At 46.6% G+C, this 26,238-nt stretch carries 14 protein-coding genes; all 14 read right to left on the reverse strand.

All coding sequences use genetic code 11. The annotated features are described in order from the left end of the window. Positions 1-54: 54 nt before the first annotated feature. Positions 55-1,578 carry a RagB/SusD family nutrient uptake outer membrane protein gene (locus OKW21_RS20480; RefSeq protein ID WP_277482790.1) on the reverse strand — a complete coding sequence of 508 codons (1,524 nt, stop codon included), beginning with the start codon at positions 1,576-1,578 and terminating at the stop codon, positions 55-57. 36 nt (positions 1,579-1,614) lie between these two features. Further along, entirely contained in the window at positions 1,615-5,073 is a 3,459-nt protein-coding gene (locus tag OKW21_RS20485; RefSeq protein ID WP_277482792.1) for a SusC/RagA family TonB-linked outer membrane protein, read from the reverse strand. Positions 5,074-5,130: 57 nt separating this feature from the next. Continuing rightward, positions 5,131-6,186, reverse strand: coding sequence for a FecR family protein (locus OKW21_RS20490; RefSeq protein WP_277482794.1), 1,056 nt, complete (start codon positions 6,184-6,186; stop codon positions 5,131-5,133). 144 nt (positions 6,187-6,330) lie between these two features. Then, positions 6,331-6,939 (reverse strand): RNA polymerase sigma factor, encoded by a 609-nt coding sequence (locus tag OKW21_RS20495; protein WP_277482797.1) that lies wholly within the window; start codon positions 6,937-6,939, stop codon positions 6,331-6,333. Between the two features lie 196 nt (positions 6,940-7,135). After that, positions 7,136-8,962 (reverse strand): sulfatase-like hydrolase/transferase, encoded by a 1,827-nt coding sequence (locus tag OKW21_RS20500; protein WP_277482799.1) that lies wholly within the window; start codon positions 8,960-8,962, stop codon positions 7,136-7,138. A 46-nt stretch (positions 8,963-9,008) separates the two neighbouring features. Beyond that, positions 9,009-10,385: an arylsulfatase gene (locus OKW21_RS20505; RefSeq protein ID WP_277482801.1), complete on the reverse strand. Its 1,377-nt coding sequence runs from the start codon at positions 10,383-10,385 to the stop codon at positions 9,009-9,011. An 11-nt stretch (positions 10,386-10,396) separates the two neighbouring features. Continuing rightward, positions 10,397-11,845, reverse strand: coding sequence for a sulfatase family protein (locus OKW21_RS20510; RefSeq protein WP_277482804.1), 1,449 nt, complete (start codon positions 11,843-11,845; stop codon positions 10,397-10,399). Between the two features lie 70 nt (positions 11,846-11,915). After that, complete coding sequence (locus tag OKW21_RS20515) at positions 11,916-13,523, reverse strand: sulfatase family protein (RefSeq protein WP_277482807.1); 1,608 nt, start codon at positions 13,521-13,523, stop codon at positions 11,916-11,918. A 58-nt stretch (positions 13,524-13,581) separates the two neighbouring features. Further along, the gene (locus OKW21_RS20520) at positions 13,582-16,431 is read right to left on the reverse strand and encodes a glycoside hydrolase family 78 protein (RefSeq protein ID WP_277482810.1); all 2,850 of its coding nucleotides are present in this window, start codon (positions 16,429-16,431) and stop codon (positions 13,582-13,584) included. Between the two features lies 1 nt (position 16,432). Then, on the reverse strand, positions 16,433-17,884 hold the full coding sequence (locus OKW21_RS20525) for a sulfatase family protein (RefSeq protein ID WP_277482812.1): 1,452 nt from the start codon (positions 17,882-17,884) through the stop codon (positions 16,433-16,435). Positions 17,885-18,029: 145 nt separating this feature from the next. Further along, a complete protein-coding gene (locus OKW21_RS20530) occupies positions 18,030-19,487 on the reverse strand; it encodes a RagB/SusD family nutrient uptake outer membrane protein (protein WP_277482814.1) in 1,458 nt (485 codons plus the stop codon). A gap of 25 nt (positions 19,488-19,512) precedes the next feature. After that, on the reverse strand, positions 19,513-22,746 hold the full coding sequence (locus OKW21_RS20535) for a SusC/RagA family TonB-linked outer membrane protein (RefSeq protein ID WP_277482817.1): 3,234 nt from the start codon (positions 22,744-22,746) through the stop codon (positions 19,513-19,515). A gap of 155 nt (positions 22,747-22,901) precedes the next feature. Then, positions 22,902-24,515 (reverse strand): arylsulfatase, encoded by a 1,614-nt coding sequence (locus OKW21_RS20540; protein ID WP_277482820.1) that lies wholly within the window; start codon positions 24,513-24,515, stop codon positions 22,902-22,904. An 81-nt stretch (positions 24,516-24,596) separates the two neighbouring features. Beyond that, on the reverse strand, positions 24,597-26,237 hold the full coding sequence (locus OKW21_RS20545) for a RagB/SusD family nutrient uptake outer membrane protein (protein WP_277482822.1): 1,641 nt from the start codon (positions 26,235-26,237) through the stop codon (positions 24,597-24,599). Position 26,238: the final 1 nt, after the last annotated feature.

Below are 26,238 nucleotides of genomic sequence, written 5' to 3' on the forward strand. Positions count from 1 at the left end.
TTCTTTATGCTCTAACTTACATAAAGAACCTTTATTAATAAAGACAAGCGATTTTTATCTATATCCGTTATTGCTAGGGTCAGATTCTAACAAAGCGGGGTTGAGCCGAAGCTCTTCTACTGGAATAGGCAGCAACACATGATGCGGCTGAATGTTGGCAGCGGGATTATAAATCCGATACTCCGTATTTTGCACTACATCCAACAAGATTCCCCAGCGAATCAGGTCCAGCCGCCGGTGGCCTTCACCCCCCAGTTCCCAACGCCGCTCATCATAGATCGCTTCTCTGAAAGCTTGCTGCGACAGGCCAGACAAAGGCTGATTCGGCTCATAAGCCCTTTCTCTTACCTGATTGATGTACTGATAGGCATCAGCGGGGCCATTGAGTTCATTCTCCGCTTCGGCAGCCATAAGATAGACATCCGCCATCCTAAAGATGATTTTGTTGTCACCGTGGTTGCCCCGGGGAGAGTTGATCTGGTCCAGGTTCCACATTTTAGGCATGTAAGGAAAGTTAAGTGCATAGCCCAAATAAGTTTCCACGATATTGGATGACCTTCTCAAATCATTCTCAGGAAACTCATTGACATAGTCGGGAAGGGGTATGGCCAGTCCATAGCCGGTAAATCCTTCACTCCTTTCGCTAAGAGCACTGCTCAGGGCAGGTCTTTCATCACTGTTTTGAGGCTCATCGCGTATCCGGGGGGTAAAATGATCCGGCCAGTCATCCTGGTTGATGTCTTTCACAAAGTCAATGGCCCAGATGACCTCATCATTGTATTCATTGTCGGGAGCAAAAACATCGGCATAGTTATCCAATAAAGCATGCGAAGAGTTGTTGATGATCTCTACCGCCTTATCTCGTGCTTCCTGCCACTTTTCCTGGATCAGGTAAATTTTTACCATTGCGGTAGCCGCTGCCCATTTGGAAGCCCTTCCTAATTCGCTGTCGCCATAGCTATCGGGTAAGAGGTCCTGGGCAGTCTGTAAATCCTGCAGTATCTCATTACGAATCTCATTGACATCAGTACGTCCCAATACCCTGATCTCCTCTATGGGAAGCACATCCCGGAAGTAAGGCACATCTCCCCAGAGATTGGTCAGGTGATAGTAGGCATAAGCTCTTAAAAACAAGGTCTCTCCCACAAACTGATCTCTGTTTTCAGCACTGATATCTTCATTCCCTTCCACATTGGCCAGAATGATATTGGCGTTTTGTATGATGCGGTACAAATCCTGCCAGGTGATGGGAGCACCCCCTCCCTGGGAGATATCGCCTACGTTTCCTTCATTCAGGGTATAATTCTGAATGGGTTCCACCTGCCCGAACTCCCGGTTGGGACCAATCACATCAGCACCGTTCTCATAAAATCTGTCCAGGCCGATTTTCGCATGCAGCGAATTATTTTTGTAGATGTTATACAAACCGTTGACTGCCGACTGCACTTCCGATGCTGAATTAAAGAAGTTGGAAGGAGAAACAATTTGACGTGGCTCTTCGGCCAGGAAATCCTCGCAGCTTGTAAAAGTAAATACCATCAACAAGCTCAGGAGTGAATTATATATATAATTTTTCATCACTATTCTGGATTATTCATTTTTTATAAAACTGACTTAAAGAATGGCCTTGATACCAAGCGATAATATCCTGGCACTGGGGTATTCGCCCTGAGAAAAACCAAGCGCTACATTATCTCTACCGAACATACTTGTTTCGGGATCATTCAACCTAAAGTCAGACAGGACAAATAAATTAGTACCTGTGAAGTACACGCTGATACTTTTGAAGCCATTTAAGCCCCAGCGCTCAACCGGAAGATTATAGGTAAGCTTCAGGTTTTTGAGCCGCATATGGGTACCATCCTCTATCATTTCAGAATTATTTTTAATTTCTGACAAGGCCGCTACCGCACCTGCCCGGGGTATATCCGAATCGGGGTTTTCAGGAGTCCATCTGTCTAAGGTCTCAGCGTATTTGGTTCTTTCCGCTCTTCCGAAGAAAGCTGTTTGTGTCAGGCTGTTAAACACTTCATTGCCGTAGGTGCCCTGAAAGAAAAAATCAAGGCTCCAGTTTCCGTAAGAGACCGTGTTCTGAAACCCATAGATAAAATCCGGTTGCGGGCTTCCCAGTACGATGAAGTCATCTTCCGTAATCTGCTGATCTCCATCGGTATCTCCGAAGCGGGGGCCACCTACATCCTGCCCTACCTGGCCGGAAGCATCTATCTCTTCCTGCGATTTCCAGGTACCCAGATAATTCACGCCAACAAATACCGGAGCAGTCTCTCCAACGATTAAGCGGCCTCCGGGACCACCCTGTCCGGTAGCTGAAGGATCTACCACATCAATCAAATCAACGCCACCCAGGTCTACCACTTCGTTTCTGTTACCGGAAAGTGTAAGCATGCTGGACCACCGCCAGTCATTTTGAGAAACGTTTACCGTGTTCAGGATAAACTCTAATCCGCTATTCCTCATTTCTCCGAGGTTTTGCAGACGGCTCACGAAGCCAGTCTGACGGGGAATCTGCACATTCAGCAGCAGGTCTTCTGTTCTTTTGTTGTAATAGTCCAGTTCAAAGGAAAGCCTGCCTTCCAGGAAAGAAGCTTCCAGACCGATATCAAACTGATTCGTGGTTTCCCACCTCAGCTCATCATTAGCCGGTCTTCCCAAAGTAACTCCCGCCTGCTCCAATCCATTAAAAGTTGTATTGGCGTTGTCCAGCAGGGCGAGTGTTCGGAAAGATTCTATCGCCTGGCTACCGGATATGCCATAGCTGGCTCTAAGTTTAAGCTGATCAAATACGCCTAAGTCCTGAATAAAAGGCTCTTCTGACAAGCGCCAGGCTACTGCGCCGGAAGGGAAAAATCCGTACTTATTGCCGGGAGCAAAACGGGAGGAACCATCCACTCTACCTACGAAGGTGAAGAGATATTTGCTCTGGAAGATATAATTGACCCTTCCCAGCCAGGAGATCAGCTGAAAAGCGTCATAATCAGAGCTTACGATATTACGGGTAGGGTTTGAGCCGAAGGCTAGATTATTGTAGCCGGTGATGTCATTGGAAAGCTGAAATGCCTGTGAAGTATTTTCTTCTACCTGATATTTCTGTAAGGTAAAACCTCCCAGCAAATTCAGTTCATGCGCTGAGCCCAGACTCTTTCTATAAGAAATAGTATTTTCGTTAATGTATCCTACGCTGGAGCGGGTATCAATACGGGCATCTCCTCCGTCATTGATGACAAAATTTTGGGGCAGAGCACCAGGGTTAAACCTGTTGCGTTTAAAATCATTAACCTCAGGGCTAAAAGTTGTGCGGAAGACAAGATCGCTGACCGGCTCCACTTCCAGATACAGATTTCCCAGCAGATTGGTAACGTAGCTATGATCGTCTCTTAGCACAATATCCGCCTCCGGATTGGTCTGAATAGATGCCGACACAGGATTTTCAGCAGTATACCTTCCTTCATCATCAAAGATGGCACGGGCAGGCAGATGGTCTCTGAAAATCTGAGCGATGCCGGTTTTGTTATTCTCTCTTCTCAAGCGGGAAACATTGAGCCTGAATCCAGTTCTTACTTTATCAGATAAATCATAATCCAGGTTGGCACGGAAGATATATTTATTGATACCGGAATTTCTGATGATCCCTTCCTGCTTAAAATAGTTACCGGAAATATAATAGTTAATATCCTGGTTTTGAGAGGCTCCGGAAACTGATACGTCCACATTATGGATGGGCGCGCTCCGTGTCACCTGATCAATCCAGTTTACATCGGGCACTGTACTCAGGTCAGGAAAGGGAAGTGCGGCACTCCTGAATTCAGCGTCTTCATTGGAATACTCCGCATGCTGAGGTCCATTTAGGAAGTCAACAGTTTCTATCATATTTTGTACGCCAGAGTACAGATTAAATGAAACCTGTGGTTTTCCTGCTTTGATGCCCTGCCCATTTTTGGTCGTCACCAGGATCACCCCATTGGCACCCCGTGTCCCATAAATAGAAACCGCAGTAGCATCTTTCAGGATATCTATGGACTGGATGTCGTTGGTATTGATGTTGTTCAGGTCAAAATTCTGCCCTACGATCACTCCATCAATCACCCACAGGGGTTCGTTATTACCCTGGATGGAGTTACCACCACGGATACGGATAGAGGTGGCGGCACCGGGCTCACCACTCGTCTGCGTCACCTGTACGCCGGGCGCCCTGCCCTGCAGTATCTGATCTACCCTTGCGCTGGGTACATTCTCCAGACTTTCTCCTTCCACTTTACTCACTGAGCCGGTCAGGTCTCTTTTCTGCTGCGTACCATAGCCTACTACTACGACCTCGGATAGCGATTGTACATCAGGGCTCATGCTGACATTGATAATGGACTGATCGTTGATCGCTATTTCCTGAGACACATAGCCTATGGAAGAAAAAACCAAAGTGGTGACTTCATCATCAACGGTGAGCCGATAATTTCCATCTACCCCTGTGACTGTACCCTGAGAAGTGCCCTGAGCGAGAATATTTACCCCGGGCAAAGGCTCGCCTGACTCTTCATCTGTAACAGTGCCGGAGATGGTTTGTGCCATATGTCTTATGGAAGGAATATAAGCTTCACCCATAGACTGTAATCTACTTACTGCTGAATGCCTGCTCAAAGAGGCCCGAGGTTCATTTTTTTGAACAGGCCGAACTACTTCTTCCTGATAAATCATATAATAGCCTTCCTGAAGCTTCTTGTATTTAAGATGCAGCGGCTCAAGAAAACTTTTGATCACCTCTTCCAGTGCCTTATTCTTTCGCGCGTTTTGAAGCGCTTCTGTGCTTACTTGTTTACGCTCTATGAGCTCTACATCATAATTAAAATGGACAGCATGTTCAGTTTCCAGCTCAGACAAAACTGACTTTAGTGATACGTTTTTTTCTTCCTGATCAGGAGTATTTGCAACTGAACCATCATGCGTTGTTGCCGGTAAACGAGACAGCGAGGCCAGGTCCTGCGCCCCAACGGGCCTGCCAGCCAAGAGCAGTAAAGCTCCTATAAGACAGCCGTAAAAATAGTGTAAGTGTTTGTTCATAACTCTGCAGTTTTAAGTTGTTCTAAAAATCTTTTTCTCAACATGGGTGAGCGTTTATTATCTTGCATGAAAAGTGATAACATCTTCTTCTCGGCTAATTTCTATCTGATAAATACCTGACAATGCTTCCAGCAGTATTTCTATATTATCGGAAGGTACAGTACCTCTAAAAAGCATGTGCTGGAGCTGCTCATCATCAAAAACTACCTCTACGCCGTAAATATCTTCCAGCCTTTGGGCTACTTCAGCCAGGCTCTGATCTTCAAAAATGAGCTGGTTTTGACGCCAGGAGAGGTATTTTTCAGGCTCAACGACCTGCTGACTTAACTTTTGTTCGCTGTAAATTACCCTTTCGCCAGGTTTCATCGCCAGGGTTGGCTGCTCCCTGTTTTCCAAGAGCGACAACTGTACATTACCCTCCTGCAGCACCACTTCAGTAGCTGAATGTCGGGCACGTACATTGAACTGTGTCCCCAGTACTTCAATGCGCAGCTCAGGGGTCAGCACTTCAAACTTACGAGCTATCAAAGCAGCGCTTCCTGTATTATTTGCAGATAAGTCTTCCTGAGGTGTTGAATCTTTCACTACCTTAAAAAAAGCTTCTCCTTGCAGCCATACCTTTCTACTTTCCTGCTGTTTCCAGTCAGCATTATATTGAATAGAAGAGTTGGCATTTAATGTGACCTGTGAACCATCGGGCAAGATGATTTCTTTAATTTCTCCATAACTAGCCCGGTACTCAATCATGGCTGGAGAGGGAAGCAGCAAAAAATAAAAAAGAACGCTCAGGGAAAGTAGTACCGCTACCGATGCGGCCCATTTCAGATAGGGGGGCTTAATTGACCCAAGGTGAAGCGGCTCAGTTTGATTTGATGAAATATTCTGAAGTACACGAGACTTCAAACCTACAATTTCTCGTGGCGTGACCTCCTCCTCTTCAAAAGAAAGTGAAAGTAACAGACGCTTTGCTTCCTCTACATCTTTTTGCTGGTATGGATGCCTGAGTAGCCATTGATTCCAGAACAAAGTATTTTGCTGATTGGGGTGGAAGACCCACTCCTGAAAATACTCATCAAGTACGAAGTCATGGACTGTATAGCGTGAATAATCCATAGTATCAGGTTGTTGCTATACAGTAAAAGCAGGAACCGGATAAAGCTCACGGTTTTCCTGGCCAGAAAATTAATATTTACAGACCACTCAATGATCTGATTAACTATTTGCGTACATACGAATCAAAGCTATCTTTTATTACAATTATGCTAATAGCAAGACCAGCAGAATTGGCCAGCAGAAGGGGAACAATATATCCTGTGAGGGCTTTAGTTCTTTTTGTAAATTACTGATCGCTTGAGAAATGAGGTTGTAAACTGTACGCTTATTGAGCGTCATCATCTCGGCAATTTCGTCATAGGTAAAGCGGTTGTAAAATTTTAAATAAAGGGCTTCTTTTTGCCTGCGGGTCAGGGAATGAAGGGCATCATTAAGCTGCCTGATCTGCTCTTCCCTGAGCTGTTGAGAGATGATTTTATCTTCCTGGGAAAAAGTAATATGATGCTCTGCTCCTTCATTGATTTCCCAATGTTGAGCCTGCTTGATACAGCGCAGGATTCTCCTTCTCAGGCCTTTAAACAAGTAAAACTTGATAGCATTTGTATCACTCAGGCGTGTTCGCTTCTCCCAGATTTCTGCGAATAATTCCTGTATGCAGTCTTCAACCACTTCACGATTGCTGGTGAATTTATGGCCATAGCTATACAGAAGTAAAATATACCGGTCAAATATAACACCCACAGCTTCCCTATCTCCTCGCTTTAAGCGTTTCCAAAGATATGCATCGCTATGCGTGTTTACTGATGAGGGCATAGGGTCTGGCAGTGGTTACCAATACAACTTATTTTTAATATGTTAAAAGCTAAGGATGATTTCAAATAAAATTGGGAATGTGATATCAAACCTTCCCGTTTTACACGTTTTGGATACTTATAACATAAAATCAGCTGTCAGTCACTTCCTATGCCCCCAGAGATATTTTACATAGAGAATAGCTTAAAACTGAATTTTATTGCTCCAGTTTCTCCACCAATCTACGGGCGGCCCTCACATCGTAGTTTCGGTTATCCTCATTATCAGGCAGCAGGGCTTTTACAGCAGAGAGTGTAGGCTTAGCGTCATCCTCCATGGTCTCTAATACATTGATAGCCTGTACTCTTGCCATTTCATTGTCTACTTTCAGCGCATCATTCAGCGTTTGTACGGCAACCTCCTTTTCTCCCAGATGATAAAGCGCCTCGGCGGCTGCAATTCTTACAGACACTTCTTCATCATCCACCAAACCTTTCAAATCCGGTACTGCTGGGGAGGCATTCTCTCCGAAAATAGTGCAGGCAGTAGCCGCCCAGTATCGTACAATCGGCTCATTGGAGCTCAGTTGCTTTGTAATGCCTTTCACATCCTTTTCAGTGATCATGTCAATGGTTTTGATGATCTTTTTCAAAGGATAGTCCTTACTTCGGGCAAACTCGTAGAGGGTAGTAGTTTTAGCAATTTCTTCCATCATGGCTTCCGGGGTAAAGCCCACATCCCGAATGTCCAGCATCCAGTCCTGATTGGCTTCTCTCATTCTTTTCAGCACTGAGGCATGCTGAGGATCGTCGGCCAGGTTCTTGACATTATCCGGGTCAGCATCTACATCATACAATTCTTCCAGCGGCTTGGTCTCCCAGAATTTAGACTGCACTTCGTTGAGCTCGCCTGCCTTATAGGCTCTTTCCCAGGATTTCATGGAGGGTGCTCTCCACAGGTATTCAATATACTGGGCATATATTTTATGCGGCATAAAATTACGGACGTAGCGGTACTTTTTATCCCGTACTGACCTCACCATATCAATGCGTTCATCCATTCTACCTCTGAAGCTGTAGGCATACTCTCGAGGTTCATCTTCCTGCTCACCCAGAAATGCCTTACCCTGCATATAATCAGGGATGGGTACGCCTGCCAGGCTAAGGATGGTAGGAGGAAAATCCACAAAGGTCACCAGCCTGTCAGTGCGGCTACCGGCATTAGCGGGAGCCAGATGCTTGTACTTCTCAGGAAAACGGATGATCAGAGGAATATGCAGTCCCGACTCGTACATAAAGCGCTTACTCCTTCCTATCACACCACCGTGGTCACTATAATAAAAAACAATGGTATTGTCAGCCAGTCCTGCTTCTTCTAACTCCTGCAAAACCTGGCCTACCTGCTTATCCATATCTTCCACCTTGTCGTAGTACTGTGCCCAGTCATGTTTCATCTCCGGCGTACGGGGATGGTAAGCAGGGATAGGTACTTGCTCCGGATCATGACGCAAATCAGCCAGTGAGTCATGGATTGAGCTTTCGTGAGAAGTGGTAAAGTTAAATATGGAAAAAAAAGGCTGGCCTTCCTTCCGGTTTTTATATGTCGCCTGATTGCTGGATTCATCCCAGGCTTCCGGTTGATCCTCAGTGTTATAATCTTTTTTTACATTGTTGCTGGTATAATAACCGGCTTCGCGCAGGTACCTGGGATAAAACTGTATCATCTCCGGAATGGGATAAGTACTACGCATATGCTGCGTGCCCATGCTGGTAGGATACACACCAGTGATAAGGGTAGAGCGGGAAGGGGCACAAACCGGCGCCGTAGCAAAGGCATTCTCATACAAAACTCCTTCTTTTGCCAGTTGATCAATATTTGGTGTGGTGGCAAAAGCATCGCCGTAGGCGCCAATGAGCGGACTGTTATCCTCACTAACGATCCATAAAATGTTTGGTCTGTCCTGCTGTTGCCCCTTACCTTCTGTTGCAAAGAGTGTAACAAAAAGAAAAGCCAGCATCACAAAAAAACGGATATTCTTGTTCATAAGCTTAGGTTGTTGAATATTACATATCTTAGTTATTCCAAAATTATTATTGTGTGCTCGCAGACCAGTACTGACTCTCTGTGGTATTGTCTTCTACCCAATCCTTGATGGTATTGATTACCTCAGGATGCTGAGCTGCTATGTTGTTTTCTTCTCCCTCATCTTCCTCCAGATTATACAGTTCCCACTGCTGCCCTACTCCCGGAAGTATGGCTTTCCAGTCTTTCCACCTCACCGCTCGCTGAAAACCTCTTTCATAAAACTCCCAGTATAAGAAGCGGTCAGCAGGTAAAGATTCCTGTCCACTAATCGCAGGCCATACGTTGATCCCATCCACCTCGGAAGGGGTTTGGGTTCCGGCGATGTGAGTAAGTGTGGGTAACACATCCGCAAAATACCAAACCGCACTGCTGTCGGTTCGGGGCTGGAGCTGTCCGGGATAGTGTACGATCATAGGGGTACGGAGGCCTCCTTCGTACATATCGCGCTTTCTGCCTCTGAGATTGCCTGAGCTGTCAAACCTGCCTTCCCAGCGCTGTGCCGCACCATTGTCTGAACAAAAGAATAGGATGGTGTTTTCATCTATCTTCAGATCTCTGAGGGATTGCATGATACGCCCCACGTCCCTGTCCATACGGCTTACCATAGCCGCATAGATGATCTCATTTTCTTCCCAGTCTTTTTCATTGTATGGAGCTGTATCCGGCACTTCATATTCGTCATGAGGAATAGTGTAGGGAATGTAGAGGAAGAAAGAGGTATCTTTATTGGTTTCAATGAAATCTAAAGCAAAGTCGGTGAACAGGTCATGAGAATAAATCTCTTCTTGCCCGCCTTCATTTTCGGGAATGGGATACTTTATCTCATTCTTCCAAAGATAATCGGTGTAATAATTATGAGCACGTCTCTGGTTGAGATAGCCGAACCATTCGTCAAAACCCTGCCGGGTAGGAATACCTGTGGTGCCGGGTTCGCCCAACCCCCATTTTCCGGTCATACCGGTAACGTAGCCCGCATCTTTGAGCAGTTCTGCCACAGTTACATCCTCCTCCAACAAAGGCACTCTTCCCTGCGGATTTTCATCGGATTGTACTAGGGGTGAGCTATTGCCTCTCACCGTGGTATGGCCCATATGCTTGCCGGTCATCAGCACAGAGCGGGAAGGAGCACAAACTGTGTTTCCGGCATACACCTGGGTAAACATTACTCCTTCACGGGCCAGCCGATCTATATTGGGTGTTTGTATCAGTTCCTGTCCATAAGCACCCAGATCCGCATAGCCGAGATCATCGGCCATAATAAATATAATATTAGGTGGTGTGCTGGCGGTTTCTTCACTTTGCTTTTCCTGCTTACAACCTATGGATAGAGCAAGCAGAGTCAGGCAATACAAGCTGAGTGATTTATTCTTATTCCATTTCATATTATTATCATTTACTCCCTGTCCGCCAACTGATCCTCCCCTTTCACCAGATTTGTCTTATGCTCTTCTACAAAAGCATTAATCTCTGCAAGCACTTCAGGATGCTCTTCAGCGATATTGTACTGCTCTGAAGGATCATGGCTCAGGTTATAGAGAATAGGCGTAGCATGCTCTTCTTTTCCTCCAAACTGTCCGTATTCTCCCTGGGTGATGTAATGCGCCTTGTACGCTCCTAAGCGTGCCGCATAGATTTCGGGGCCACGATAATACAAAATTCCTTTTCGTGGGCTGGGCTCACCCTCCAGCAGCGTAGCACTCAGGTCTACCCCATCTATGATGCGATCCTCTGGTATTGGCACACCTGCCATATTACTGAAAGTAGTAAACAAATCCATGGTAGAACCCAGGCCGGTAATTACCGCCGGTTCAATCCTGCCGGGTGACCAGAAGATACAAGGTTCACGCATACCACCTTCCCAGGTAGTGCCTTTCCCGGCCCTGAGCAATCCTGCACTTCCCCCATGCGTTTCAAAAGGTAGCCAGGGGCCGTTGTCAGAGGTAAAGACTACAATGGTATTTTCTGCCAGGCCTTCTTCTTTCAAAGCAGTGATGATTTTACCTACGCCGTCATCAATTTCCTCCAGCACATCTCCGTACAAGCCGCGCTCACTTTTTCCTTTAAAGTCTTTTGAAGCAAAGAGTGGAATATGAGGAAGGTTGTGCGCCAGGTAGACAAAGAAAGGCTCTTCTTTATGCGCTTTGATGAAGGCTACAGCTTCCTCCGAGTATCGCCTGGTAATGGTATTCTGGTCAGCAGGTTGCTCTATGATGGCTGTATCCCGCATGAGGGGCACGTTATAATCTTCATAACGTATTGAATCTTCCGGTAGCGCTCTGTAATTTCCCTTACCTACTTTGTCCATATCATTGGAATAAGGAATGCCAAAATACGTATCAAAACCCTGAGCAGTAGGCAGAAACTGAGGGCGATGTCCCAAGTGCCATTTCCCTATAGCTGCCGTGGCATAGCCAGCCTTTTTGAGCTGCTCAGCTATGGTCACTTCTCCCGGAGGCAATCCATTCAATGAATTGGGGAATAGCACCCTGCTTTTGTTGCTGGTCATCCCGTTCCTTACAGGCAGGCGTCCGGTCAGAATTGCCGCCCGGCTGGGAGTGCATACACTGGCAGCCACATAGAAGTTGGTCCAGCGCTGTCCTTCTGCTGCCATCTGATCCAGGTTTGGTGTTCGGATGGTAGGATGTCCGTAGGCACCCAGGTCTCCGTAGCCCAGATCATCAGCGAATATGATGACGAAGTTGGGAGGTCCCTGGCGCTCATCGCTTGTTTGCTCCGTGTCTTCTGAATTGCTGTTCTGCTGGCATCCCCAAAGCAGTGAGAAAAGGGACACACTTAATAAGAGCTTGTGAATAGTAAAGGTAGTTGAAGTAGTTTGTTTCATGTTCATGTATCGTATTCTAACTATATCCTTTTAATATGCATGGTTTTGTTCAATTTTCCATTTTCAAACCCTATAAAGCCCAGTCGGGCTTAGGAAATTCCCGCATCGGACTGTAGCGCTTGTAGGTATCAAAGACCTCTTTATCAGGCCCTACGATCCTTGGGTCTTCGGTCAGCTTCAGGTCCTGTACCATCAGAGCGTCCATCTGCTCTTTGATGCCGGTAAATTCAGGGTCCTGGGCCAGATTATTAAGACAATCCGGATCTTTTTCTATGTCAAACAGCTCATATTCCGGACGTTTTCCTACTGACCATTCAAAGTACTTTTCAAGCCCTTCCTCGTCATGATGCTCTACAATGAATGATTTGGTAGGGCAGGCATCTATATCGGTAAATGCCCACTCGGAATGATGTACACCGGCTGAATCAATGCCATACATAGGATAGACCGCTCCACTGGAATCCGGTACCAGGCGCTGAGGGGCGCCGGCAGGCCAGCGTTCGGGTTTCATGTTCCAGATGTAAAGATAGCGTCCCTGCCGCATGATGCGCTGCGGATAGCCGGCATTGGCGAAGCGTGAGGAGGAATGACGTTCCCTTCCTGCCAGCACATAATTTTTAGTATCATCCACTACCCCTTCTTTCTCTGACTCCAGGATATTAACGAAGCTTTTTCCTGAAATGGGAAGCATTCCTTCAGCCTCAGTTTGGGTAAGTTCCAGTATGGTAGGTGCCAGGTCCACAAAGCTGATAAGGTCCTCTACAGTTCTGCCCGCAGGAAAACCATCGGGATAGCTGATGGCCATCGGCACATGCACTCCATACTCATAGCCATTAGCTTTGGCACGGGGAAAGGGCATTCCATTGTCGGCAGTGACGATGATGATGGTGTTGTCCAACTCGCCTATTTCTTCCAGATGCTCAATCATGCGCATCAGGTGGAGGTCAAACCATTCAATTTCTACGGCATAGTCCAGCAGGTCGCCTCTTATGGTGTCATTATCGGGCAGAAACTCCGGCACTTCCACATCGGCTAATGACTTGCCATGCCGCTTCCAGGAATCCAGTTCATAGGAACGATGAGGTTCAGTGGCGCCATACCAGAAGAAAAAAGGCTCATCTTCATTTCTTTCCCCCATGAACTGCTGAAAGTTAGCGAAGTAGTTTATGGTATTGATTTCTTCTGCATAACGCTCATCTTCCGGACTGCCTTTCTCATAACGGATTTCGTTATATGCTTTACCTGCGGCATCATCTGCCCGAAGTGGGTCTTCTCCGTATTTAAATGGCCCCACCCCTTTGCCGGTGCGACCGGTATGATAGCCATTAGCACCTAGCATGTCTATAAAGGGCACATATTTTTTGAGCCAGCCGGAAGCGTGCTGCCCCGCCGTTTCGTTCTGCCAGTGGTATCGTCCGGTGACGATAGAACTACGAGAGGGGGCACAGCCCGGAGAGCCCGCATAGCAGTTAGCAAAGTAGATACCATTGTTGGCTATCCGGTCAAAAGCCGGGGTCTGCACCCAGCTTCGTCCTGCAAAACTGGTATGGAGAAAAGACTGGTCATCGCTGATGGCAAAAAGAATGTTAGGCTTTTTGGGGGTTGATTCTTCTGAGCAACTCGTAAAAACGACTACAGTTAAAATTACAGAGACAAAATTAAGAAACGTAGTTTTCATATAAGGTTAATTATTCAAATTTTGTAGTATTATTAGAGGCAATGCCTCATGAAACATTTCATTCCACCTCCCACTCATAAGTGCCTGGCTCTAGTTCAAAAACAGCCCGCGCTGCTTCAGTACGATCAGGCTGTCTTGTTTCTCCATTGAGGGTAAGCATCTGGCCTTCTGTATAGGGCACATATATGCTGGCAGTGGTATTGGGAGGTACACTTACCCGCATCAGCAAACTACCTTCCTGCTTTTGCCAGGAAGAAAGAATCTCTCCATAGCCACTCTCGTGTGAGGCATTAACCCAACTTAGCGAAGTTAAAATATCAGGGCGAATGATGAAGTGCTTAAAACCGGGGATGCTTTCGTCGAGCTGTATCCCCGCCAGTGATTCATAAAACCATTCGCTTACGGTACCAAACATGATATGGTTGAGCGACATGGAGCCATCCCAGTCCTGCCACAGGGTGTTGGCTCCTTCTTCCAGCCAGTAGCCGAAGCCGGGAAAATCTTTCTGACGCACCATGCGATACAGTGTTTCCGAATGTCCGTACGCCCTGAGCACATTGAATAGGTATTTCAGACCTACTACCCCCACGTCAAAGTGATTGTCCTGTTTCCTGATATCTTCCAGCAAAACATTCAGTACCTTTTCCTCACTGCTTTCCGGCACGATACCGTGGTAAAGGGCAAGTGCCTGAGAAGTTTGTCCGCCATTCCCATAGCGGCCGCTACGCTCATCAAAATACTTTCGGTTGAAAGCTCCTTTGGCTTGTGAAGCGTACTCCTCGTAATATTCAGCATCTTTGTGCTTATTCAGCACAGAGGCCATCTCGGAGAACATACGGCTAAAGCCTACCAGATAGCCTGAAGCCAGTATATCACCTTCCGTTTTGGTTTCCACCGGTTTGTGGTCATCAATGCCAAAATTGAGGGTATATCCATCTGCATTAGTGATCAGAAAATCCAGGTACTTTTTCATGGCCGGATAATACTTCTCCAGAATAAGCTCATCACCGGTAAAACGGTACAGGTCCCACACCATCTGAATGAATGCTCCCTCCCACTGCGGTCCATAGCCCAGATGATTTATTTCGGGATTTTTACCATAGGTATAACCCCAGCCGCTGCTGGGAATCACGCCCGGCAGATCACCACTCTCCTGCTGTTCGTCTACAAAGTCATCCATCCACTTGAGGTAGGCACGCACTACATCATAGTTGAACAGGCCCGTCTCGGCTACCAGATGAGCGTCGCCGGTCCAGCCAATCTTCTCGCGGTGCGGGCAGTCGGTAGGGATGCCATGATAATTACCGATAAAGGACCATTCCATATTCTGCTGGGTGCGATTGAGGAGCGGGTCGGAGCAGGCAAAATTTCCAGCTTTGTCAAAAGCGGTATGCAAGACTACACCGGTAATCGTTTCCAAGGTAGGTGCTACGGGCAGGCCTCTTACTTCCACATACTGGAATCCGTGATAGACAAAGTGCGGCTCCCACACTTCTACCCCTTCTCCTTTGAGGGTGTAGCGATCGGTCTGAGCATCGCCTGATCTGAGAAACCTCAGGATCTGCTTCTGCTCTACCGTGCCATCGGGAAAAAGGCGCTCTCCCATCTTTATGCTCACCTCCGTAGCCCGCGGACCAGCAACTTTCAGCCGACAGTAGCCCGCTATGTTCTGTCCCAGATCAAATACCCAGACGTTCGGATCTACTTCAGTAACCGATACCGGCTTCACTTCCCGCATGGCTCTGATGGGCTGAATCATCTGCGCCTGCAACTGACCGGAAGCCCCCCGGCTGATCAGGGCATTTTTCCAATCGCTATCGTCAAAACCCTTTTGACTCCATCCGGGCATTTCCAGCCGGGCATCATAAGTTTCTCCGTTGCGGATGCCATCAAAGCGGATGGGACCTTCACACGTTGTTTTCCAGCTTTCATCCGAAACGATAACTTCCCTGCTTCCATCGGCAAACGTCATTTCCAACTGGCACAAAGCCTCAGGGTAGCTTCGCCAGGGAGCCTGGTTGAAGCCCCAGACCGCTTCGGCAAAGTGATTGTACCAGCCGGTACCCAGCACCATTCCGATAACGTTTTCACCTTGCAGCAGCGCATCAGTTATATCATAAGTCAGATAACGCACTGACTTATCGTAGCGGGTTTTTACCGGGTCAAGTATATGATCTTCTACTTTCTCACCATTGAGGTATAGTTCAAAATAGCCAAGCCCGGTCACATATATTCTGGACTCCTTCGGTAATTCCTCTACGGTAAATGTTTTACGAAAAAAAGGAGCAGGTTTGCTTTCTAGCAGGCTATCACTAAAGTCGGGATGCTGTATCCATTGTGCCTGCCAGTCATCATCCTTCAATAGTGCCATTTCCCAAGAGGCAGGCTCACTCCAGCCTGAAGTGTTGCCCTGCTCATCCCAGATTTTCACCTTCCAGTAACAGCGCTGCCGTGATCGTAAGGCTTGTCCGGCATAAGGAATATATAGAGAAGCCGAGGAAGTAATTTTACCACTATCCCAGAGATCACCCTCATCGTTTGCCAGCTTTTCAGGTGAGGAAGCTACCAGAATGTGGTAAGCACTTTGCTGCACGCCTTCCTGCGAAGAGCTGATCTTCCAGGAAAGACGAGGACTTTTGTTGTCAATTCCCAAGGGATTTTCCAGGTATTCACAGCGTAGCCCTTCTAAGCTCAGATGCTGTGAAAACGTAATCAAAGGGAAGAGGAGTAGTAATGAAAGGAGCAAGAGATGTTTTGGAAAATGAGCGTTCAGCTTAGGAGTATTCATGCTGGTGTTGATGTTCTTACCAACATGAAGTAAAAGTTCGTTTGTGAGACACAAACGAAGGCTAAAGAGTCCTCTCTGGATATAATCACTCATCACAATCACATAACTTGACTTTCTCATCTTAGAAAGGGCCTTTTGCATTGGTTTGTACGGCTTCCTTTCCTCCGGGCATTTCACCTCTTGTTCTTTCTATATCCAGGGGATCACCCGTTTCACGATCGTACCAATCGGGAGTAAGTTGGGTGGGGGTAGTATCCAATGTTTCTGTTCTCCACTGCTGCAGCACTTCTCTCATGTACTTCAGGCGAGACTGATATTCCGGCAAGGAGGCTACATTCACCAACTGCATGGGGTCGGTATAGCAATTGAAAAGCTCTTCAGCAGGACGTGGAGCCATAAACATATCTGCCTGGGCAGCGCTCAGCTCACCAGCGTCACGCAGGTCTTTGAGGTCCTGAAAAGAGGGACTTTTATTGGAGTCAGCCGGTCCGGGATTGCTCAGGTTAGGGCGAAGGTTCAACACATACAAGTATCCTTCGGTACGCACCATCCTTTCCAGCGCTTCCTGGTCATGCCAGTTGTGCTCGGAGAAGACATAGTTTCTGAATTTGCTGGCAGGGTTCTCAAGTACACCCGCAAAGCTTTTGCCCTGAAAGCCGGGCTGTATTTCAGCACCTGATAGCTCCAGCAAGGTAGGCGCAATGTCTATCACACTGATCAGGCTGTTACTTACGACACCTTTCCGGGGCAAGCCGGCATTCCATTTCACGACGAAAGGGGTTTTCATGCCACTATCGTATACCCTGGTTTTGCTTCGGGGAAAAGGGCGTCCATTGTCTGACATGATGATGATCAGGGTATTGTCCAGTACCCCCTGCGCTTCCAGCTCTTGCTCTACCTTTCCGATATAGTCATCAAAGCGGGTAACTTCGTCGTAGTATTTGGCCAGATCCTCTTGGGTGCTTTCCGCATCAGCCAGATAAGGGGGTGGCGTGATATCGCCAGCTTCATGAGTTCCACTAAATTCATTAGTACCCCAGGGGCGGTGGGCATCAAAGGCGGCGAACCACATGAAGAAAGGTTTGTCCTTAGGGCGTTCCTTAAGGGAGGAAACCCACATCTCTTCCCCCCCATCGCCATTCTCTTTGCCATTGTCATGAATTACATCAAAACCTCTACGGGCATGCTCGCCCATGTGCCATTTGCCCGCCTGCGCGGTGTAATAGCCGGCATTCTGCATCAGTTCCGGAAAGATGGCCACTTCTGCCGGGAGGGGCGTATGCAGTTCAGCTGAACCGGTATTGTGAGGATACCTGCCGGAAATGATGCTGGTCCGGCTGGGACTACAGGAACTGGCCGTGAGGTAGGTATTGGTAAAGCGGATGCCTTCCTGTGCCATTCGGTCAATGTTGGGTGTTTGCACTTCGGTATTGCCATAACAGCCCAGGTCATTCCACCCGATATCATCGGCGATGATGAAGACGACATTGGGCGGATTATTCTGGGCATTTGAATTTTGGAAAAGTAGTAGGAGTAAACATCCTGCCAGCAGCAGGCTTGGTTTCAGGTTCATAGGGTGTTGGTTGTAGTGGTTATTGTCTGCTTTCAACGCGTCTTTGGTAACAGTATACTGTTATTTTCCCAAACTACGAGCATAGCTTAAGAAAACAAATTTCTCCTGCCGGAAAAGTAGTAGCCGGCAGGAGAAATACAAGTGATTAAAATCCGGCGTTCTGACTAAGATCCGGGTTAACATCTATCGCCCGTTGGGGGATAGGAAAATGCAGTTTATCCTGGTTGATATTATACCCTTTGGCTCCCATTACTTCAAGGGCCCGGCCGGTACGTACCAGGTCAAAAAACCTGTGGAACTCAAAAGCAAGTTCTACCCTTCTTTCGTGTTCAATGGCCCTCTCCAGGCTAGTGTACTCAGCGGGATAACCCGGCTCACCGAAGCCAGGCAGCCCTACTCTAGCTCTTACCATATTCAGGTAAGTAGGGTCACCCGTAACTTCTGCGTACATAAGCAGGATATCGGCATAGCGGATAATCTCAAAATTATGCCCGGCGTAACGCCAGTTGGGATCAAAAAACTTCATCGTAAATGGATAGTCCACAAACTCCCCGGATTCCAGGTTGACGTAGCCGGGATACACCGAAGTAATCTGCCTGATACTGTCGGCAGGTTCAAACTCATCTACCAGGTCCTGGGTAGGGGTATTTCTTCCTCCACCGCGGAAAGTTTCATTGATACCGGGCAGGTGAAATGACCATTGGTAAGGTGTGTACTCCTGCTGATGATTGCTGTTTACTGCATTCTGTCCTTCCAGGTACTGTATTTCCAGAATAGATGACTTTGAATTTTTGGTGTCGGGATGAAAAAGATGAAGATAATCCTGGGCATTCACTACACCATTATCGTCGGCATCCAGTGAGTACATCCCGCTGTCAATGATTTCTTTCAGTTCAGCCTCAGCCCCCGATTCATTTCCCCGGCTAAGGTAGACTTTAGCCAGCACTGCCGTAGCACCATATTGGGTAACCCTCCCAATATTATTTCCTGTATAGCTTTCTGGAAGATTTTCTTTAGCATACCTCAGATCACTAATGATTTGCTCATATACCACTTCACTATCTTCGCGCAGGTATTCGTAACCTTCTTCCGGAGAGAGAGGCTCCAGGGGTAAAGGAATATCTCCCCAAACCCTCACCATGTTGAAGTAGATCAGCGCCCGAACAAACCTCACTTCCGCACTCAGCCTTTCTTCTAATTCCTGACTACTAAATTCCACGGCTGTATTTTCAAGACGATTCAAGATATCGTTGCAAATAAAAATTGAGTTGTAGGAATCCTGCCAGGCATTTTCAGTATCCAGATCGTTGGTTGGAATATTGAAATTAGAGATCATCTCTGCAGAATTGCTGGACCCTCCGATAAACTCTATGTACGTATTGTCCGAGCGCAACTCTCCGTAAATATCAGCGATCCCACCTGCCCGGTAAGCTCTTTCCATTTGCCGGTATGCATCATTCACTGCCAGAATGAACTGTTCTTCTGTCTGGTAAAAATTACCTTCGGTAATCGCGGTTTTTGGGTACAGGTCAAGGTCTTCTTCACTACAGGCAAATATGCCCAGCAGTAAAGTATATAGAATAACTTTATTGATCTTTTTCATTTCTTCAGTTTTTAAGATGGATAAATCAGAAGCTTACGTTCAGGCCCAGTGAATATACCTTAGCCGATGGGTAAGGAGAATGCGCCACTCCACGACGAGCTGCATTACTTGCTCCGCCATTGTAGTTCTCCGGATCAAACACCGGACTGTCAGAGATTGTAAACAAGTTTTGCCCGTTGAAATACGCTCTGACTGAGCCTAAACCAATTGTTTCAAGCAAAGAAGGAGAAAAAGTATAGCCTAAGGTTACACTCTTAAGCCTTACAAAAGAACCATCTACGATCCAGTAACTGGAAGGCTGTTTTTCGTAACCATCCAGGTTGACAGTAAGCTTATAGTGATAACCATCCCCCGGCTCTTCTGCTGACCTCCAGCGGTTTGTCATAGCCTCGTAGTAATTACGACCTTCATGGTACTGCATGGAGCGGTGAATGTTATTGTCAAACACTTCATTACCATGCACGCCCTGAAACAGGAAGCTGAAATCAAAGTTTTTATAGTTAAATGTGTTGGTCATTCCCCAGGTAAAGTCCGGGGCAGCATTACCAATAATGGTTCTGTCATCTGCATTAAAAACACCATCCTGATTTACGTCTACATATCTTCCATCTCCCGCTACCGCTGTCTCGTAAGCAGCAGGATCAGCTTCCACTTCCGCTTCGTTCATATAGACTCCATCATATTTATATCCATAAAAGCTAAAGATAGGCTCGCCTATCTGGTTGATAGATTGCATACCAAAACCTGCGTTAAGAATCAAAGGGGCATCATCTGGTCCTAAATCCACTATCTCATTCCGATTCATGGAGTAATTGAGTTGGGTAGTCCATTTCAGGTCACCGGTAAGATTACGCGTCACTAAACTTAGCTCTAAGCCTTTGTTTTGTAGCTTACCTATATTCTTAAAAATACTGGTAAATCCGGTGACTGAAGGTACGGGTACATCCAGTAACAAACCATCAGAACGAGTGGTATAGACGTTACTTTCCAGCACTATTCTGTTGTTCAGGATACCGATGTCCAAACCTAAATTAAGTTGTCTGGAACGTTCCCAGCCCAACTCAGGATTGGTAAAGCCTGAAGGATAAAAAGAGGATTCCAGTGAATTGCCAAAAGCAACTCTGGCCTGGTTTAAAGCAGAAATCCATCGGTAGTCGGCAAACTGATCGTTTCCGGTAAAACCATAACTAGCCCGTAGCTTTAAGTTGCTGATGACATCCAAACTACTCATGAAACTTTCGTCAGAGACGAACCAGCCCGCTGAAACTGAAGGGAAGTAGCCCCATTTCTTATCAGGACCAAAACGGGAAGAGCCATCCCTTCTGATACTGGCCGCCAGCAGGTATTTTCCTTTATAATTATAGTTTACCCGGGAGAAATAAGAGATCAAAGTTCGCTCAGTAGCCTGATCATCGGCGCGGGCAACAGTGGCTCCTGCGCTGAGATAGGGTATCAGGTCATTATTATAGCCGCGTCTTTCAGCGATAGATCTGTAAAAGTCATCTTTAAGATACTCCTGCCCCAAGAGTACCGTCAGATTATGATCACCGAAGCTTTTGTTGTAGTTCAGCAGATTTTGAACATTATAGTTGATTGTCCTGTCCATACCTACAGTCATTACACCTTCGGTCTGCACATTAGGCCCCATCGTATGATCACGGGTAGCATAATGGGTATCATCTATACGCTGGTAATATAAATTTAACGTTGACCTGAAATTCAGGCTGGGGAAAATATCTACCTGTCCGAAGATGTTACCCAGCCCATTAAAACGCCTGTGTTGGATATCATCCTTAATTCTGTACAGTGGATGACCGTTGAAAGCTCTGAACAGAATCGCATCATAACTGCCAAAGCCTTCTACAGAATTAGGCTCCCCCAGATAACCGTTGTCAGCATATACAGGGTAGATTGAGGGATATTGTACTGCCCATTCTACCGTTCTGTTGTAAGGTTCATTTTCGTGATCGTAGGTTGCGTTCAGCATACCTCCCAATTCCGCCCAGTCGTTTACTTTTGAAGAAATTTTAAAGTTTAGTGAATACTTATTATAGTCAGAAGCAATGACAATACCCTCCTGCTTAACATATCCACCGGACACCCGATAATTCATTTTCTCCCCTCCCCCGGATACATTCAGGTCAACTTTATGCATAGGGGCTACTCTGAAAATCAAGTCCTGCCAGTCGGTATTGGGAAGTGACTCAGGATTTTCCAGCTCTTCAGGCCAGGTATATTTGTACTGACCACGTGCCTCAATGGTGTTTGGCGCGTTGGGATCTCCTCCGGTTTCAATCCATCCGTTTTGGGCAGCATCAATAGAAGCCTGCGCATACTCATAGGAATCCATCACATCTATGGTGTTAATTACCTCCTGAATACTATACGAATAATTCACCCCAATTTTTGGCTTACCGGCTTTTCCGCTAAGGGTAGTAACGAGTACTACGCCATTCGCCCCCCTTGAGCCGTAGATGGAAGCAGAGGCTGCGTCTTTTAGAATTTCTATGGATGCAATATCCGCAGGGTTAAGCATATTCATGTCATAATTGGGTAAAGGAATGCCATCTACCACAATTAGAGGAGAGCTGTTGGCCGAGATGGAGTTAATCCCCCTGATCTGGATGGAAGAAGAACTGCCGGGCCTGCCATTTCCATTCACCACCTGTACGCCGGGCAGCTTACCGTACATGGCTTGCCCCATCTCAACCATAGGACGGCTTTGCAGGTCAATATCCATATCTACCGTGCCTTGCGCGCCCGATATGTTTGCCTTCTGCTGGGTACCATAGCCCACGACCACCACTTCTTCCAGTGACTTCACATCTGGACTTAAGGTTATATTGATGGTGGTTCTGCCACTAATCTCCACTTCTTGTGAGAGGTAGCCGATGGAAGAAAATACCAGGGTGGAAATGTTATCATCCAGCGTCAGCCGATAGCTCCCGTCAATTCCTGTTACCGTACCCATCGTCGTGCCCTTGCCTAATACATTGACGCCAGGCAGTGGCTCTCCTGATTCTCCATCTGTCACCTTTCCACTGATGGTCTGTTCAAGGGCTTGTGAATAATGATCAAGTGAAGGTGAATGTGTTACTGTAAAAGTTACAGCCTCCTGATTATCTCCCTTCTTAAGATCAAGATAGGCCAGTTGGCTGCCGGAGCCCACACTTTGCGATAATGCCTGACCTGCCAGAGGAATCAATAAAATAATGGATGCCAACAACATGCTGCGGCATAGTTTTAAGAGTAGTTTCATAGGTTATTAAAATTAAGTAGTGAAAAAATTTTGTCTAAAAAGTCACCTTTCTGTGATGATTATTTCTCTTTAAATTCTATGGTATTTTTGATAAAACTTCGGTTTACTTATCAAGTAGTAGATATTTAAAGAAGCGACATAAATATGTCTCTGATCTACTCTCTCACACCCACCTCCTGTGCCCAGTTTTGATATTCAGAGGCAAGCGATTCTGTGACGTCTACATATTCACTGCTCACATCCTGTAACTCTGTAGGGTCTTTTTCCATGTCATATAAGCTCCATTGGTTATCCGATGCATTCGTCACAATCTTCCATTTGCCTTTTCGTAATGCCTGATGGCCAAAGTGCTCCCAATACAATGCCCTTTCCTGATCCAGAGTGCCGCCGGTAAATACAGGCTTCAGGCTCTCCCCTTGTAGTGGTTTTATGGGTCTGCCCTGATAAGTTTGAGGGTAATTCGTTCCGGCTACATCCAGGCAGGTAGCCATAATATCTATGACATGGGCATAATCATTGACGATACCTTTAGTTTTGATGCCTGCCGGCCAATGTGCGATAAATGGTGTAGCAATACCGCCTTCATTTGTCCACTGCTTGTATCTTCTGAAAGGTGTATTGGAGGCAATGGCCCAGGGTTTCTGGTAAGCTACATACGAGCCAGGGTAACCAATTTCAACTGTAGGATCATTAAGTTTTCTTCCACTGATTTCTTCCACGCAACCTCCGTTGTCAGACAGAAATAGAATCAGCGTATTTTCCCAGGCATCATTTTGTTTTAAGGTGTTAAAGACTTTGCCAATACCCTGGTCCATACGGTCTATTATCGCAGCATACACTGCCATGCGCTTTGCCCAGTCTTCTTTATTTTCCGCATCTTCCCAGGCCTCTACGTCCTCTTCACGGGGCGATAAGGCATAGGTAGAATCTATGATGCCCAAATCCAGCATTTTCTGATAACGAACCGTTCTTAATGAATCCCAGCCCAAGTCATATTTACCTTCATACTTCTGTATATCCTCAGGCAAAGCATGCAGCGGCCAGTGGGGAGCGGTGTAGGCAAGGTACATCAAGAAAGGCTGCTCCTTCTTCTGTTGAAAATGATTATCCAGAAAATCCACTGCATAATTGGAAAAGGCATCCGTCATATAAAAATTATCCGCGGGGGGTGCCCAGGGCTGGTCATCCAGTGCCATTTGTCTTATTCTGGGCTGCACTTTGATGATCTCAAAATAGCTGCTACCTCCGCTGATCAGCCCAAAATAACGCTCAAAGCCCCGTTGAAGCGGCCAGTGCTCGGGCTTCTCTCCTACGTGCCACTTTCCGGACATATAGGTAGCATAGCCTGCCTCTCCCAATGCCTCGGCAATGGTCATTGAGCTGTCATTCAGGAAACCCTGATAAGGTCCGGGTTCAGGCTCACTATTCAGACTGGTGACCATCGCTCCGATTCCAGCCTCATGAGGATACAAGCCAGTGAGTAATGAAGCACGGGTAGGACAGCAGCGGGCAGCATTATAAAACTGTCGGAAGCGAATACCCTTATCAGCAATTTCATCCAGATTGGGTGTAGCGATCTCGCTACCATAACTTCCGATATCAGAATAACCCATATCATCGGCCATGATGATTAAAATGTTGGGTTTAGCGCTGGCTAGTGTGCTTTGAGTTTCTTTGGGCTGTTCAGCACAGGCGCTTACTAACAAAGCAGCACTTCCCAATAAAGTAAGTAGGTTACTACTTTTCTTGAATATATCAGTGTATCTCATAGGCAGCTAGACTCTGTCTGTGGCTTGAGCGAATACAGAAAAAAAGATAAGCCTGCGTGCCGCAAGCTTATCTTCATATCATCAATATCCTTCATTCTGTGAAAAATCGCCGGGATTGCTTACCCTGTCAATCTGGGTTTGCGGAATAGGCCTTACCAGATGCATTTCCTGTATGTTGGGCGCGGCATCCAGGTTGTACTCTCTCACCCTTTCCAGCAAAGTTCCGGTACGCTTGAGATCGTACCAGCGGTGCTTTTCCCCTACAAGCTCCCTTGCTCTTTCGTCAAGAATAAAGGCAAGGTCTATATCACTGGCTGACACTTGCATCTCTGCTTCTTTGCCTGGAATAGCGGCCCTGCTTCTGATCACGTTGATATAATCAGCGGCGACCTGGTTTTTATTTTGCCTCCAGGCTGCTTCGGCAGCGATCAGATACATCTCAGCCAGCCTGATCACAGGAAAATCTCTACGACCGTCAGTGGCATTGACACTGGTTCTTAAGGGGTCCATGTACTTGAGCAAAGAAGGGTAATTTCTCCTCTGGTTTGTACCAATTTCCCAGGGAGCGGTAATATCTCCTATCCAGTTGTCATTGAAATCAAACAGCCAGTAAGGAGCTGTCTCTTGTACTTCGTCGGGTACAGGGTACATAACGATTTTGATAGCAGTATCGCCGGGGTTCACCACATGACCATTGATCTCTGCTGACTTGTCTGCGAGCCAGGCTGTCCTGAACGAGCCATCCCAGCGGGCATCCATAGAGCGATCGTATAATTTGAGCAGATAATTCGTGGGTAAGAATCTTTGCCAGGGTCTACCATATATTACGTTCCTGGTCATGGCAGGATTAAAGGTATAATCAAATATAAAGAAAAGGTGTCCCCAGTTACCCCCGTCATTGGTGAGTGGGTCACCGGTGTACTGAATAGACCAGACAATTTCACTGTTGACATCATTGCCTATGTCCCAAAGCTCTGCGTAGGGAGTTACCAGTTCAAAATCATATTCATTGATCACTTTGCTGGCCAGCGTTTCTGCTTCAGACCAGTTTCCTAGCGTAAGATGGACTCTTGCTAACAGGGCTTCCGCAGCGGCTTTGTTAATTCTTCCGTATTCAAAGGCCTCCACCGGCAGATTGTCCACAGCGTATTGGAGGTCAGGTACGATACCTTCCTGATAAATCGTGCCTACATCCGTGCGGTTGGCTTCGGTCTCTACCCCTACGGTTTCTTCCAGGCTAAAGTGTACCGGGCCAAACTGCTGCACCAAATGGAAGTAGTATAAAGCGCGAATAAAACGGGCTTCACCTATGATCCTTGCTTTTTGTGTTTCACTTATTTCGCTTACCTCCGGAGTTCTATTTACCACTGTATTGGCTTGATTAATACCAATATAAAACTGATTCCAAACGGTAGTAATCATGCCATTGGTACCTAACAGATTGGCAGAATAATTATTGATATCAGGAGCATTGGCTACGCCCCCAAAACCGTTGGTAAAGATATCGGTGCCAGTGACAGTGAGGAAAAAGCCTTCCTGTCTTCCGTAGAACCTTCTTAAAGGCGTATAGGCTGCCCTAAGTCCATCTTCTATTCCCTGAGCACTGTTGTAATACCCATCAGCTGTCGCAAGGCTTACCGGGTCTTCTATTATCACATCTTCACAGGCAAAATTAAAAACCAGTGACAGGCTAAGCAGAAATGTTTTATATATATTTTTCATC

The sequence above is a fragment of the Catalinimonas alkaloidigena genome (assembly GCF_029504655.1).
Lineage (GTDB): Bacteria > Bacteroidota > Bacteroidia > Cytophagales > Cyclobacteriaceae > Catalinimonas > Catalinimonas alkaloidigena.